This is a genomic window from Clostridium sp. chh4-2, from assembly GCF_002899675.1.
Classification (GTDB): Bacteria; Bacillota; Clostridia; order Lachnospirales; family Lachnospiraceae; genus CHH4-2.
The window spans coordinates 54,047-68,818 of sequence record NZ_PKUU01000001.1 but is presented as its reverse complement, the minus strand read 5'-3'; the positions used below and the strand labels follow the sequence as shown (position 1 = coordinate 68,818).

The following is a 14,772-nucleotide window of genomic DNA, read 5'->3' as shown; positions in this document are numbered from 1 at the left end:
AGAGTTGTTTATAACAAGGCAGATATAATAAGGGCTCCGGGGATTAAACTGCGGAAACTCAAGCATTCCCTACATTGACAAGTACTCAGTTGTGTCATACAATAGAAATAATGATACAATGCGAATGGCCGCCGCCATTCGCATTTGCCCGTTTTATGGATTATGAACAGAATCGTTCATGTTACGGATTGGAGGTGGATCTATGGATTATGCTTATCGGATTTTGGCAGTTGATGATGAGCCTGATATTCTCAAGACGAACCGCAGGTACTTAGAAGCACAGGGATACCAGGTTGACACGGCCGCCTGCGCGTCGGATGCGCTGGAACAACTGAAAAATCAGAATTATGACGCGATCCTGTTGGATGTGCTGCTGCCCGATAGGAACGGTTTTGCGTTTTGTGAGGCGATTCGGGCCCTTACCTCTGCGCCCATCCTGTTTCTTAGCTGTATGGATGAGGAGGAGGACAAGATCAAGGGCCTGATGGCTGGGGGTGATGACTATATCACCAAACCATACAGCTTAAAGGAGCTGGCAGCGCGGGTATACGCCCAGGTGCGGCGCGTCTCCATGAAGAGATTTGCCATCGACCACTCGAACCAGCTTTTGCAGGTTGATAACCAAATCATCCCAATGCCCCAGAAAGAGTTTGAACTGTTTTTGTTTCTGTTTGGCAATCCCGGCCAGATTTTTCCGGCGGCAGAACTGTATCAGCAGGTCTGGCGCACAGGGGAAATAGACAGCGCCAACACCGTGGCAGTACATATCAAGCGGCTGCGGCACAAGATGGAGGACGTTGGGGCTGTGATTGGCCGGATCGAGACGGTTCGGGGAGAAGGCTACCGTTTCATACCTAATTCGGAAGTGAGGATAAAGATATGAAACGCTTTCTGGCAATCTTTTTATTGATTCTGGCTTTGTGTACCGCGCTGTTTGTTACCATGTCCGTTTCTTTTGTGTCAGAGGGGCCGGAGGCGGTGGATGGGGGCCTGGATTTTAGAGGGGCTGACTTTGCCTCCTCGGTTTATCAGCTGGACGGCCAATGGGAATTTTATTACGGCAGCCTCTATGCGCCGGAAGAGTTTAAGCAGGGAACGCCAAAAGGCCGGGAATTGATTACGCTACCCGGTTCCTGGGCCGGTCTGGGATATCCGGCTCTCGGCCATGCCACCTACCGGTTGACCATTCAGACGGAGCCTGGGGAAATCTATCTGCTCTTTATTCCGGAGATTATCTCATCTGCGGTGATCTGGAGCAACGGTACGGAGCTTTACCGGGCTGGCCAGGTGGGAGATTCCTCTGCCAATACAGTGACCGGCGTACGCAATGAACTGCTGGCGGTGTCATCAGAAGACGGGACTCTGGAACTGGTGGTTTGGGCTGCCAATTATCATCTGACCGACAGCGGCCTGTTTTATCCGATACTGTTTGGCCGCGATACCGTCATGCTTCATCATTTACTCTGGCAGCGGGCGGCGGCCGCCGCCGCTATGGGAGGCATATTGCTGATTGGGGTGTACCACCTGTTTTTATATCTGTTCCGCCGCATGGAACGCTTGTATCTGGTGTACAGCGTAACCTGTGTTGTGACAGTGCTGCGGCTGGTGATGGAGACGAACTCAATGGTACAATATTTCTGCCGGGACGGGCTGACTTTTTTCCTGAGCCGGGTTTATCTGCTGCTGTTTGCGCTCCATTCCATCTGCATCTGCCTTTTTATGCTGGAGGCGTTTTCCATCCGGTTAAGCCGTCTTCATCGCAGGGTGGCGATGGCCTGCTTTGCGCTGCCGGTGTTGGGAGTTTTTCTGTTGCCGAATACGGCGGCGGTGGCCGGTCTGTTCCTTGCGCTGATCCCCAACGGCCTGGCAGCGGCGCTTGCCCTTAGAAGCGGAAAAGTTGGCAGGGACCCTTACCGGCTGTTGTATCTATTCAGCCTGGTTCTCTTCATCATCTATGCGCCGCTGACCAAGACGGTGCTGGAGGCAAAGCTGTATATACCTGGCGTCGTATCCAACTTATTTCTCATCCTCAGCCAGTGCGTGATGCTTTCCCGCAGTTATGCCGACGCCCATGAACAAGTGGAACGGGTCAATGAAAATCTGGAACGGATTGTGGAGGAGCGGACCGCACAGCTGAATGACACCAACCGGCAGCTGTCCGCCTCCCAGGCCGCCCTGCGAGAGATGATCGGCAACATTTCCCATGACTTAAAGACCCCGCTGACGGTGCTTAACAACTATCTGGAGCTGCTGGGGGATGATGACATCGCCTCCGACGAGAAGGAGAGGGCGGAGTACATAGGAATCGCTTACCATAAGAACTTGGACTTACAGCGGCTCATCCATAACCTGTTCGAGGTCACCCGTATGGAGGCTGGAACCACGGTTTATCGTCTGGAGTGGGTGGATGGGTCCAGGCTTTTAGAAGAAGCGGACAGGAAATACGCCGATCTCATCCGTGATAAAGAGCTATCCTTCTCGGTCAGGGCGGACTGCGCCGCGGAGCTTTTGATTGACAGGCACAAAATCTGGAGCGTGCTGGACAACTTAGTCTACAATGCGCTGCGCCACACGCCGAAGGGCGGCAGCATCTCCCTGGAACTGTGCGGAGCCGGGGAGCGGGCCAGGCTGGTAGTGGCCGATACCGGGGAAGGGATTGGCGCGGAGCATCTCCCTCATATCTTTCAGCGATTCTATAAGGTGTCGCCGGAGCGGGGCGAGAAGGACGGTTCCAGCGGGCTGGGATTATATATCGTAAAAAATACCGTAGAAGCTATGGGCGGGACCGTGGAGGTGGTAAGCGGGCCGGGCAAAGGAACGGTATTCACCCTGACGTTTCCGGCAAGGGCAGACTGCACTCTGCCCTGAATTTTCCTACAAAAAATATTAAACGTTGAATATTTACGGTTAATATTTACCCGAAGCTCCAAAGCCGGTTTTGCTTGCAGATGCCGCTCAGTAATGATATAATATGGTTACAAGATAAAGGAAATGCGAATGCGTGAGAACGCGTTCGCATTTCGTCGTTTCAGGGAATATGAACAGATTTGTTCATGTTGGCAGGGATTTAAAGAAATGAGGATGCAGGAAATCGTGCTGTTACAAGCAGCCCCGGAAAAGGAGGTAATGATAACAAAGCAGGAAAGTAAGAATCTGAGTTATGAAGACTACCAGAATTTTTTTGCGCGGCGGAAGGTTTTATCAAAGAACGGACGGATCCGATCGGGGACAGCAATCACCCGGTATGGGATCCGATACGCTATAGCAGTCTTTTAAAAGAACCTCTGCGATATGATAAGGAAAATGATACCGCTGGGGGCAGACGGGGTCATGGCGGTCGGCCAGAGGGAGATTGCGGGAAACAGTATTATTTCAACCCGGAATCTGACGGAGCAAAGGATGCGCTGCCAAAAGAGGAGGAAACTTTATGACGAAAATGAAGGGTTTGATAGCCGGGACACATTCAGATTCCTGTTCCTGAGACGGAGGGAAGTACGGTACAAAAGGGGAACCGAGTGCCACATGATAGAAAAGGAGGCGTAACGCGATGAAAAGGAAATACACACGGGTAATATCCGCGCTGCTGGCTGTTTTGCTGATTAGCACTCAGCCCGCTGTGATGACGTGGGCGGATAGCATGGTACCAGCAGACCACTTATTGGGTGGTGACGAGTATATTGGAAAGAAGACAGGATATGCCACGCCTTCGGATGCGGAGCAGAAGGATGAGGACGCTCTCAAGCCTGACGACACGCCGAAGGACGATGAAATACCCTCCACGGAAATCCCTTCCACGGAAATTCCTTCCCACGAAAACCTGACAGATGGAAAACAGCCGGAATACGAAAACACTGAGAAAGCAGTGGTTCGATGGGAGTTCGTAGATGACGACAACTTAAGCGGGGGCGAACTATCTCTGATTGGTGTCAGCCCGGAGAACAGGGCGGATTTCGGCACGGTTGTCTCTATGCTTCCGGAAAAGGTGAAGGCAGAGATTGAAGAGGTGGGTGAAGTGACGCTTCCCATAGCTGACTGGAACTGTCCGGATTATCAAAAGGACGAGGATGGGGAATGGCCGTTTACCGGCGAATATGAGTTTATCGCAGAGCTGCCGGAAAGCTATGTCTGTGAGCCTCCCATATCCGTGCTGGTGACACTTGGCGGAACTATGGTAAATACTATCAACGACAGGTTTACCATAGACGGTCTGAACTATAAGGAGCTTGGACCCGACACGGTACAGCTCATAGGATATAATAGGGCGCCAGTTGGGACACTGGTTATCCCGGACAAAGTGCGAAAGCCTTCCAACGGCAGGGAATACCAGGTAGCCAGCATTGGGCACTATGCATTTCTGGACTGTTCTGGCCTGACGGGAGATTTAGTGATTCCGGATACGGTGACCGAGATTGGAGACATGGCTTTTTCGGGATGCCATTTTACAGGAGAACTAACCCTCTCGGATTCATTGGTTACAATAGGGGAATACACATTCTATGAGTGTGGATTTACAGGCCAGCTGGTCCTGCCACAAACACTTACTCGCATTGGGGAGAGAGCATTTACATACACTACTTTTTCCGGACAGCTGATTTTGCCGGAGAAATTGAACTATATTGGCGAGCTTGCATTTTACCACTGTAACTTTACAGGAGACTTGATCATACCGGACGGAATGACCATTATCAATTATGATACATTTTCTGGTAACAGCTTTACGGGGACACTGACTCTGCCAAACAAATTGAAGGAAATAGGCAACGAGAGTTTTTTTGAGTGCGGATTTACCGGTGAGCTGGTTTTGCCAGATGGATTAACGAGTATTGGCATCTCTGCATTTAAAGATTGCAGTAAACTTACAGGCAGGCTGAGTATCCCGGATGGAATTACCAGCATTGAGCAGTATGCGTTCTATAACACTGGTTTCACCAGTTTTGACACTACGAAGCAGGAGATAGCCGACCTGCTTTATGCCTCAGGTGGTGTAGAAGCAAGTAAAATTATGGTTGAAGGCCAGCCTTATCAGCTACACATTCAGCCGGCTCCAGATCCAGATTTCCCAGTTGGGAATATGACATATCGAAAAATTGGAGGTGACACGGTAGAGTTAACCGGCTATGAAGGAAATTCTGATATGGACATTATTATTCCAGACACAGTTACAGACCAATTATCAGGAATGACGTATTCAGTAACCCGCATTGGTTCTAGCGCGTTCTATGGAAAGGCGATAACAGGTTCGCTTCATCTCCCAAATACACTGGTAAGTATCGGAGATAGAGCATTTAAAAAGAATCGTTTTACCGGTGATTTAACCATCCCTGTGAGTGTGTCGCATATGGGGACCGGAGCTTTTGATTCGGCAGGTTTTACTGGAGATTTGACCATAGAAGGGAAGCTGACAAAATTAGAAGACTACGTATTTTTCAAATGTGGCTTCACTGGTGCCTTGTCTCTTCCGGATACATTGACATATGTCGGGTATGCTGTGTTCAAGGATTGCGGTTTTACTGGAAGTTTGCAGCTTCCGGCGGGAATAACTTACATCGATTCTGTCAGCTTTTATAACTGTAGCAGCTTTACCGGCACACTTCAACTTCCGGCGGGGGTAAATTACATCGGATATAACAGCTTTTTTGATTGCAGTGGCTTTACCGGCGCCCTTCAACTTCCAAAACCGATAACTGAAATTGGTGAAATGGCATTTTACGGCTGTGACGGTCTGGATTCGGCTCATCTTGGTCCGAATGTGCAAAAACTGGGCGCACAGGTGTTTCCGGAGTCACTGCCTCTTTTTACGGACTCTCCACGGGTTCAGCTTCTTATCAATACCTATCTGAATCAGAATTCCATAGCCGATACCTCCTGGGATGGGAATGAGGATGTGCCGGACGGAGCAGTCGCCACGGTAAAGCAGGACACGACAATCACCGGAGACAGACGGATTGGCACGGAGGCGGTTATCACCGTTCCAAGTGGGGTTATTCTGACTATGGATGGAAACCTGGTAGTAAACGGAACGATATCCGTGGAAGGCACTATGATTATCAATGGTTCAATCTCAGGCCCCGGCACTTTAATCATCGGAGTAAACGGCAGGGCAGTGGGCGATACTTCCGGCATCCGCGTGGTGTATGTACGCCGTGGCTCACCGGGAAACAGCGACAGTTCCGCAGTCAATCCTGACATCCTCATTGGAACCTGGGAGCGGACGGAGGATGGAATCTGGAAATTTCGCCAGACAAGAGGTACCTACGCGGCAAACCGCTGGGGAATAGTAGACGGCCTGTGGTACTATTTTGACAGGGACGGCCGGATGCTCACTGGCTGGCAGTTTATCAACAATCAGTGGTATTATCTGTGCCGGGAGGAAGATAGTAAGATCAAAACCGGCTTAAAAGAAGGAGCGATGGCGACGGGCTGGCACTTTGACCCCGTATATCAGGCATGGTTTTACCTGGATACAAGCGGAGCCATGGCAGTCGGCCAGAAAGTGATTGACGGGAAACAATACTATTTCAACCCGGAATCGGATGGAACAAAAGGTGCGTTGCAAAAGGATGGGATGGGATGAACTTAGGCGCAATCAGCGCGAAAAGCCAGAAGCGGAAAAAACCGCCCGGAGGCTATGACGCAGATGGTGGATACGGAGGCGCTGATTCAGAAAACAGTGGCTGAGCAAGTTGTCCAGGCGACCGCCCTTGGCGTAGAAGGAATGATGGGCCAATTCTTTGGCGAGGACATGGGAGTAACCACCATCGCTTTGGAAACACTGGTAATGGAAGAGACCGACGGAGATGACACGGATGAGGACCAGAATCTGGACCTTGCGATAGAGGAAGAACTGTACGGCATTTTGGATGAGAAACTGGCACAACTTGGAATGCTGCCGGAACAAGAACCAAGCCCTTACGAAAGGAACGATCCCCGTTGGGCGAAATTCGGCATCCTGCTCTCTGGGATTATCTCCACTCTAAACGACTATCAATTAGACGGCATGGATGTGGTGGAACACGTCCCGGTAATGGAATAGCAGGTTTTTTCGCTGGTGCGCTGTTCCCGGGGGATTGATGGACGCAGCGTGTTGGACACCATACGCTATCTGACCTAGGAGGGCTGCACCCTGCGCCACCAGATGTACTGGTGGGTGGGACGGGCCGCCATGCTGACCCGTTGGGGCTGCTACTGGGCTGGCTCACCGAGGGTGAAGCCACGGGCATCCTGCGGGAACTCCCCAGCGGGCAGCAGAGGAATTACATGGCTGGCGGGAGTTTGCCCAGTCTTATCTGTTTATTAAATACCTCTTTTATCTGTCCTTTGCAAGCTTTGTTTATCAGCTGTTGCGATTTATAAGGCTTTTACAAATCAGGCGTTTCACCAGGAAGCCCAAATGCAGGGCAGGAAAAGCCGATCAGCAACGGCGAGAAAATAAGATTGTTTGTGTATAGCTCCACTGTGGTCTTTATCTTGTTCTGATCCACCAGTTTCCCAAACCGTTCTAACAAGTCTATGTATGTAACCTCCTTACAGCCAGCTCTGATATACTTAACAAAGCCTTGATAAATCGTAATTTTACGAATGAACAAAATATGCATAATCTTTTCGAGTACCGGGCGGCCTTGTAGCCGTTAAACACGGGCCGGGTCTTTGTATAGCCGCCATAGCTCCTATGAGTTCATATATTTTTAGAGGGCCACCGCGGTAGTCTGGAGCTTTTCGGTCAGTGTGTGAAAGTGCTCCACCTCCGCCATGGTATGCGCCTCCAGCGTCGCATAATCGGTCAGACCGCGTTCCTGAAGAAATTGGAGCGCGGCGGCCATATGCTTTAGGTTGTAGACCTTCGCCCACTTTTAAAAGTTTGACAGCTTCATTGACGAGATCCTGCCATCCGATGAGCCCCAGGTGATTGATTGTGCATTTTCACAGTTTTTTCTGGATTATGTTCTGCCGAATAGTGTTGCTTAATACCGGGAAATGCCTTATAATTATGCATTGTGGTGTATTGTATTGTCCCGTGTTGTGTAGTTGGGATAAAACAAATCTGTTGTTTTTTTCAAAAAAGGGCCTGATACTCTTCGAAAAAGGGGTGAAAAAAGGAGCAAAAAGGAGCTAATAAGGACATGTTTTTAAGCTCTTTTCGATTCAGACCGGCCTTTCACATTAATCAAAAATACTGTGCAATTAGCACAATAAATAAGGAAAAACCATGAGAAAACTAGCTTTAAATGATGAAATATTATTAAGTATTCAACAACCTGCCCGCTATATCGGCGGTGAGGTAAATATGGTAAATAAGGACCCCCAAAAAGTTGATGTCCGCTTTGCCATGTGTTTCCCGGACGTTTATGAAATCGGTATGTCTCATTTGGGTATGCAGATTCTGTATGATATGTTTAACCGCAGAGAAGATATATACTGCGAACGCGTATTTTCACCATGGACCGATTTAGACAAAATTATGAGGGAACAAAAGATCCCTCTTTTTGCGCTGGAATCCCAGGACCCCATTAAGAATTTCGATTTTCTTGGAATCACAATTCAATACGAGATGTGTTATACCAATATCCTGCAGATTCTGGATCTTGGACAGATCCCGCTTCATGCATCGGACCGGACGGAGGAGGACCCCATCGTGATTGGGGGCGGGCCTTGTGCCTATAATCCGGAACCTTTAGCAGAATTTTTTGACCTTTTCTATATTGGAGAAGGGGAAACCGTATATTATGAGCTGATAGACCGTTATAAAGAAAATAAAGCCAACAGCGGTACCCGCAAAGAATTTTTAGAGATGGCCGCTGAGATTGACGGCATCTATGTGCCTGCTTTTTATGATGTATTCTATAAAGAAGACGGCACGATTGAACAGTTTTTACCCAATAATTCTCATGCAAAACCGGTTGTGGTAAAGCAACTTGTTAAGGAGATGGATACAGCCTGTTATATTGAAAATCCGGTTGTTCCATTTATTAAAGTTACCCAGGACCGTGTAGTTTTGGAGATCCAGCGCGGCTGTATCCGCGGCTGCCGTTTTTGCCAGGCCGGCAATGTATACCGCCCGCTTCGTGAGCACAGCCTGGAATATCTGAAGGATTATGCTTACAAGATGTTAAAATCCACAGGCCATGAGGAGATCTCTTTAAGCTCTCTTAGTTCCAGCGACTATACTCATCTGGAGGGGCTTGTTAATTTCCTCATTGATGAATTTAAAGGCCAGGGAATCAATATCTCCCTGCCGTCTTTAAGAATTGACGCATTTTCACTGGATGTGATGAGCAAAGTGCAGGATGTAAGAAAGAGCAGCCTCACCTTCGCTCCGGAAGCCGGCTCCCAGAGGCTTAGAGACGTTATTAACAAGGGGCTGACGGAAGAAATTATCTTAAAAGGGGCTGCGGAAGCATTTAACGGAGGCTGGAACCGCGTTAAGCTTTATTTCATGCTGGGTCTTCCTACGGAAACCGTTTCAGATATGGAAGGAATTGCAGAGCTGTCAGAGCTGGTTGCCAAGGAATATTATAAGATTCCGAAAGAAGAGCGCCATGGTAAGGTTCAGGTTGTGGCCAGTTCCTCATTTTTTGTTCCAAAGCCATTTACCCCGTTCCAATGGGCCAGAATGTGCACAAAAGAGGAGTTTTTAGAGAGAGCTTATATTGTTAAGAACAAATTCAGAGAGATGCTGAATTATAAAAGTTTAAAATATAACTGGCATGAAGCCGACCTCACTGTTTTGGAAGGCGTTTTAGCACGCGGTGACCGGAAGGTCGGAAAGCTGATTGAAGACGTATATAGAAGAGGGGCATTATATGACGCATGGTCCGAACATTTCCACAATGAATTATGGATGGAGAGTTTTGATGCCTGCGGCCTGTCGATCGATTTCTATACCACCAGAGAGAGGGCGTTGGATGAGATCTTCCCATGGGACTTCATCGATGCCGGAGTAACAAAAGAATTCTTAAAGAGAGAATGGCAGAATGCCATCCAGGAAAAAGTAACGCCTAATTGCCGTCAGAGATGTTCCGGTTGTGGTGCAAAAGGTTTTGGAGGAGGTGTTTGTTTTGAAGATAAGAATTAAGTTTGCAAAACAGGGGCCTATGAAGTTTATCGGCCATCTGGACATTATGAGATATTTCCAGAAAGCGATGCGCCGCGGCGATATTAACATCTGTTACAGTGAGGGATTCAGCCCCCATCAGATTATGTCATTTGCATCTCCTCTGGGAGTGGGCCTTACCAGCAACGGCGAATATATGGATATAGAAGTAAGCCAAAGTACCAGCTCAAAAGAGATGACAAACCAGTTAAATCGTGTTATGGTAGAAGGTATTAAGGTATTAAGCTGCCGCCTTCTAAGCGATACGGCCAAGAATGCCATGTCCATCGTGGCTGCCGCCGATTATACGGTTTGGTTTCGTGAAGGATATGAACCGTCTGATAAAAAGGAATATTTCGATAGCCTGGCTGATTTTTATAAGAAGGACAGCATTATAGTCACGAAAAAAACAAAAAAAGGAGAACAGGAAATAGACATCCGTCCCTTTATTTACAGCCTTTCTGTTGAGGATAATACAATCTGTATGCGTCTGTCCTCAGGAAGTGCTAATAATCTGAAGCCGGAACTGGTTTTAGAAGCATATTCCAATTTCAGAAATGAAGAATTTAAGAGCATTGCGTTCCAGATACAGCGGGAAGAAATTTATGCCGAAGCAGGGGACGCAGGGACGTTTGTATCACTGGAAGACCTGGGAGAAGATTTTGAATAAGCTAATTGTAACACGATGGAATCAGGGGATATTGACTGCCCTTCAATCAGAGGAAGGGATCATCCAGCTGAATCTGGATCCCGCCCCTGATTCATCTGTTTTAGGTAATATCTATATAGGAAAAGTAAAAAATATTGTAAAGAATATCAACTCTGCTTTTGTGGAATTCACCAATGGCAGAATGGGATATTACAGCCTTGCCGAAAACAGGAACCATATCTATGCAAAGGAGCATTCCGGCAGTTTCTTAAAAGCCGGTGATGAAATTGTGGTTCAGGTATCCAGGGATTCTGTGAAAACCAAGGCCCCTGTTTTGACCGGAAACATAAGTTTTCCCGGAAAATACTGCGTTCTGACGCTTGGAAAAACGGTAATCGGTTTTTCTTCCAAGATAAAAAATCAAGAATGGAAAGCTGCGGTAAAACAGATGCTTCCCAAAGAAGCCGGGACGGAATATGGCGTTATCATACGCACCAACGCCCAGGACGCGGATCCGGATATAATAATAAATGAACTGGTATCACTACGTGAAACAAGCAGCCGTATGTTGTCTGAAGCAGCCTACCGCACTTGTTTTTCTCAGCTTTACCGTTCTGTGCCTTCTTATATATCGGATATCCGTGATCTGAATTCCGGCCTGCTGCAGGAGATTATAACAGATGATTCCAGCATCTGTCAGCAGCTGCAGGAGTATCTTGCCTGTTTCCAACCGGAGGATCATCAGAAATTAACTTACTATGAGGATAAGTTGCTTCCTCTTGGCAAATTATACAGTTTAGAATCCGTAATGGAACGGGCCATGAATAAGCGGGTATGGCTGAAATCGGGCGGATATCTGGTCATTGAACCGACAGAAGCCCTTGTTGTAATCGATGTTAATACTGGGAAGTTCTCCGAAAAAAAGGAGATCAGAGCCACTATTTTGAAAACAAATTTAGAAGCTGCAGCGGAAATTTCCAGACAACTGCGTCTTCGTAATCTTTCCGGAATCATTATTGTGGATTTCATCGATATGGAGAGAGACGAAGATAAAAGGGAACTGCTCACTCGCCTGGAAGCGCTTACAGCCAAAGATCCGGTTAAAACTACAGTAGTAGATATGACCCGGCTGAACTTGGTTGAAATAACCAGAAAAAAAGTGAGAAGGCCTCTCTATGAACAGGCCTCTTTTGACAGAGGAGAAGAGTAGCGTATGAAGATAATTATTGTGGGGTGCGGAAAGGTTGGTCTGTCTCTTGCAGATCAGTTAAACAGCGAGGGACACGATATCACGCTGATTGATTGTGATAATACAAAACTGCGTTCTGTGACAGATACGATTGATGTTATGGGGGTTGTGGGCAACGGCGCCATTTACCAGGTTCAGATGGATGCAGGCATTGCAGATGCGGATCTTCTGATTGCAACAACCAATTCGGATGAGCTGAATATGTTATGCTGTCTGATCGCTAAAAAAGCTGGTAACTGCCATACAATAGCCAGAATCCGTAACCCGGAATATGCCACGGAGATTAACTTTATAAGAGAAGAATTGAACCTGTCTTTGGCAATTAATCCTGAACTTGCCGCGGCGAGGGAGATTTCCAGACTTTTAAAATTCCCGTCCGCCATAAAAATCGATGCCTTTGCAAAAGGCCGGGTTGAAATTCTGAAATTCATGGTTCCTGAGAAATCTGTTTTAAACAAATTAAAGGTTTTTGAAGTTTCTCAGCGCTTACGGTGCAATGTATTAATTTGTGCCATCGAGCGGGGGGATGAAGTCATCATCCCCGATGGCAATTCCGAGATACTTGCCAGAGACAAGATCTCCTTTATCGCGTCTCCGACAGATTCCATGGAGTTTTTCCGCCAGGTTGGCGTTGAAAATAACAGCGTGAAAACGGCTATGTTTGTAGGCGGCGGAAAGATTACATATTATCTTGCAAAGATGCTGGAAGATACAAACATTAAAATCAAGATTATTGAACAGAATTTCGAACGCTGCAATGAATTGAGCACTCTGCTTCCAAAAGCAATGATTATCCATGGAGACGGCTCAGACCAGCAGCTTTTATTGGAAGAAGGGATTCGGCAGACGGAAGCATTTGCATCCCTTACCGGATTTGATGAGGAGAATATTATGCTCTCCCTCTATGCAGCCAGCCAGTCGAATGCGAAACTGATAACAAAGGTGAATCGAATTGCATTTGAAAATGTAATTAACAGCATGAATTTAGGAAGCATCATCTATCCCAAATTGATAACAGCCGATACAATTGTCCAGTACGTGCGGGCGATGCAGAATTCCCTTGGCAGCAATGTGGAAACCCTCTATAAGATCGTAGCAAACCGTGCGGAGGCATTGGAGTTCAGAATCGGCAAAGATGCACCGATGATCGGAATTCCCATAGAAAAACTGAACTTAAAAGACAATCTGCTTGTTGCGTGCATCAACCGTGGCGGCCATATTATTACTCCGCGCGGAAAGGATTCCATTCAGGTGGGAGATACCGTAATCATTGTAACGACGGTTACAGGACTGAAGGATATTAAAGACATATTAAAGTAAAGGTGAATTCACTATGAATACCAAAGTTATCATATATTTTTTAGGCTGGGTTATGAATATCGAAGCCCTTCTCATGCTTCTTCCTTGTATCATCGCCGTTATTTTTCGTGAAACAAGCGGATTCTATATTTTAGCTGTAGCTGCTGTCTGCGGCCTTTTGGGCTGGTGCGCAACTCATAGAAAACCGCCCAATGCGGTATTTTACGCAAAGGAAGGATTCGTTTCCGTTGCTTTGAGCTGGATTGTTCTAAGCTTTTTTGGTTCTTTGCCCTTTTATCTGAGCCGCTCAATACCTGTTTTTGAGGATGCTTTATTTGAAACGATATCGGGATTCACTACCACGGGAGCCAGTATCCTTACAGATGTTGAAGCGCTTCCTCACTGCATGCTGATGTGGCGCAGTTTTACGCACTGGATCGGTGGGATGGGAGTACTTGTGTTTATTCTTGCCGTACTTCCTTTGGCCGGAGGATACAACATGCATATCATGCGTGCGGAAAGCCCGGGGCCTGCAGTCGGAAAGCTGGTTCCAAGGGTTAAAATGACCGCTAAAATTCTATATGGTATTTATCTTCTGATGACTTTGATTCAGATCGGCCTGCTTTTAATAGGAGGGATGCCATGGTTTGATTCCATTGCCCTCAGTTTTGGTACTGCCGGAACCGGTGGATTTGGTGTTTTAAACGACAGCATTGCTTCCTATTCCACATTTAATCAGGGTGTTATTACGCTTTTTATGATTCTGTTTGGAATTAACTTTAACGTATATTATCTGTTTCTGATTCATAAGCCAAAGGAAGCATTCCATTCTGAAGAGGCCAGGACCTATTTAGGAATTATCCTGGTCAGCGTGTTGTTTATTACCTGGAATATCCATGGAAGTTTTTCCAATATTCTGATGGCATTTCATCATGCGGCATTCCAGGTGGGATCGATTATAACAACAACCGGCTATTCCACAGTGGACTTTAACGCATGGCCTACATTTTCAAAAACAATATTGGTTTCCCTTATGTTCATAGGAGCTTGTGCGGGAAGTACAGGAGGAGGAATTAAAGTATCGCGTATTATTATCGCTTCCAAAGCAGTAAAAAAGGAATTGTCATCTTTAATTCATCCAAGAAGCGTGAGAGTCCTTAAATTAGAAGGGAAGGGGCTGGAACATACGGTAGTCCGCTCCGTTAATGCTTTTATTCTGGCTTATATTATGATTTTTGTATTGTCCATGCTGGTGGTAAGCTTGGATAATCTGGATTTTACCAGCGCTTTTACGGCGGTTGCCGCCACTTTCAATAATATCGGGCCAGGTTTGGAACAGGTGGGACCATCATCGAATTTCAGCACTCTGTCTCCGCTTTCCAAATATGTCCTCATGTTCGATATGCTGGCCGGAAGACTGGAGATTTTCCCAATGCTTCTCTTGTTTTCTCCGTCAACATGGCGAAAACAGTGATCCTATAATGG

Annotated in this window: 10 protein-coding genes; 9 read left to right on the top strand and 1 reads right to left on the bottom strand. The window is 47.0% G+C overall.

Annotation, left to right across the window (positions count from 1 at the left end):
- Nucleotides 1–202 precede the first annotated feature (202 nt).
- From C0033_RS00335 to C0033_RS00310, 4 genes are all read left to right on the top strand, one after another.
- Nucleotides 203–883 (top strand): response regulator transcription factor, encoded by a 681-nt coding sequence (locus C0033_RS00335; protein WP_103225886.1) that lies wholly within the window; start codon nt 203–205, stop codon nt 881–883.
- Nucleotides 880–2,868: a sensor histidine kinase gene (locus tag C0033_RS00330; RefSeq protein WP_103225885.1), complete on the top strand. Its 1,989-nt coding sequence runs from the start codon at nt 880–882 to the stop codon at nt 2,866–2,868. Before C0033_RS00335 ends, C0033_RS00330 begins: the two co-directional genes overlap by 4 nt.
- A 679-nt stretch (nt 2,869–3,547) precedes the next feature.
- On the top strand, nt 3,548–6,574 hold the full coding sequence (locus C0033_RS00315; RefSeq protein ID WP_103225882.1) for a leucine-rich repeat protein: 3,027 nt from the start codon (nt 3,548–3,550) through the stop codon (nt 6,572–6,574).
- A gap of 54 nt (nt 6,575–6,628) precedes the next feature.
- Nucleotides 6,629–7,033, top strand: a complete 405-nt coding sequence (locus tag C0033_RS00310) for a hypothetical protein (protein ID WP_146043713.1) — start codon at nt 6,629–6,631, stop codon at nt 7,031–7,033.
- A gap of 325 nt (nt 7,034–7,358) precedes the next feature.
- Here the strand turns inward: C0033_RS00310 and C0033_RS26780 are convergent, their stop codons facing one another.
- On the bottom strand, nt 7,359–7,505 hold the full coding sequence (locus tag C0033_RS26780) for a hypothetical protein (protein ID WP_180994503.1): 147 nt from the start codon (nt 7,503–7,505) through the stop codon (nt 7,359–7,361).
- A 701-nt stretch (nt 7,506–8,206) separates the two neighbouring features.
- Here C0033_RS26780 and C0033_RS00300 point away from each other — a divergent pair.
- The 5 genes from C0033_RS00300 to C0033_RS00280 are packed head-to-tail and all read left to right on the top strand — an operon-like array spanning nt 8,207 to nt 14,761.
- Complete coding sequence (locus C0033_RS00300) at nt 8,207–10,072, top strand: TIGR03960 family B12-binding radical SAM protein (RefSeq protein ID WP_103225880.1); 1,866 nt, start codon at nt 8,207–8,209, stop codon at nt 10,070–10,072.
- The gene (locus tag C0033_RS00295; RefSeq protein ID WP_103225879.1) at nt 10,056–10,760 is read left to right on the top strand and encodes a TIGR03936 family radical SAM-associated protein; all 705 of its coding nucleotides are present in this window, start codon (nt 10,056–10,058) and stop codon (nt 10,758–10,760) included. The genes C0033_RS00300 and C0033_RS00295 overlap by 17 nt, the downstream gene beginning before the upstream one ends.
- On the top strand, nt 10,753–11,949 hold the full coding sequence (locus C0033_RS00290; protein WP_103225878.1) for a ribonuclease E/G: 1,197 nt from the start codon (nt 10,753–10,755) through the stop codon (nt 11,947–11,949). Before C0033_RS00295 ends, C0033_RS00290 begins: the two co-directional genes overlap by 8 nt.
- Before the next feature lie 3 nt (nt 11,950–11,952).
- Entirely contained in the window at nt 11,953–13,308 is a 1,356-nt protein-coding gene (trkA, locus tag C0033_RS00285) for a Trk system potassium transporter TrkA (RefSeq protein WP_103225877.1), read from the top strand.
- Nucleotides 13,309–13,321: 13 nt separating this feature from the next.
- Nucleotides 13,322–14,761, top strand: a complete 1,440-nt coding sequence (locus C0033_RS00280) for a TrkH family potassium uptake protein (RefSeq protein ID WP_103225876.1) — start codon at nt 13,322–13,324, stop codon at nt 14,759–14,761.
- Nucleotides 14,762–14,772: the final 11 nt, after the last annotated feature.

Coding starts and splice junctions, on each gene's coding strand:
- C0033_RS00280 (WP_103225876.1), top strand. CDS start 13,322: ATGAATACCAAAGTTATCATATATTTTTTAGGCTGGGTTATGAATATC.
- C0033_RS00310 (WP_146043713.1), top strand. CDS start 6,629: ATGACGCAGATGGTGGATACGGAGGCGCTGATTCAGAAAACAGTGGCT.
- C0033_RS00335 (WP_103225886.1), top strand. CDS start 203: ATGGATTATGCTTATCGGATTTTGGCAGTTGATGATGAGCCTGATATT.
- trkA (WP_103225877.1), top strand. CDS start 11,953: ATGAAGATAATTATTGTGGGGTGCGGAAAGGTTGGTCTGTCTCTTGCA.
- C0033_RS00330 (WP_103225885.1), top strand. CDS start 880: ATGAAACGCTTTCTGGCAATCTTTTTATTGATTCTGGCTTTGTGTACC.
- C0033_RS00300 (WP_103225880.1), top strand. CDS start 8,207: ATGAGAAAACTAGCTTTAAATGATGAAATATTATTAAGTATTCAACAA.
- C0033_RS00315 (WP_103225882.1), top strand. CDS start 3,548: ATGAAAAGGAAATACACACGGGTAATATCCGCGCTGCTGGCTGTTTTG.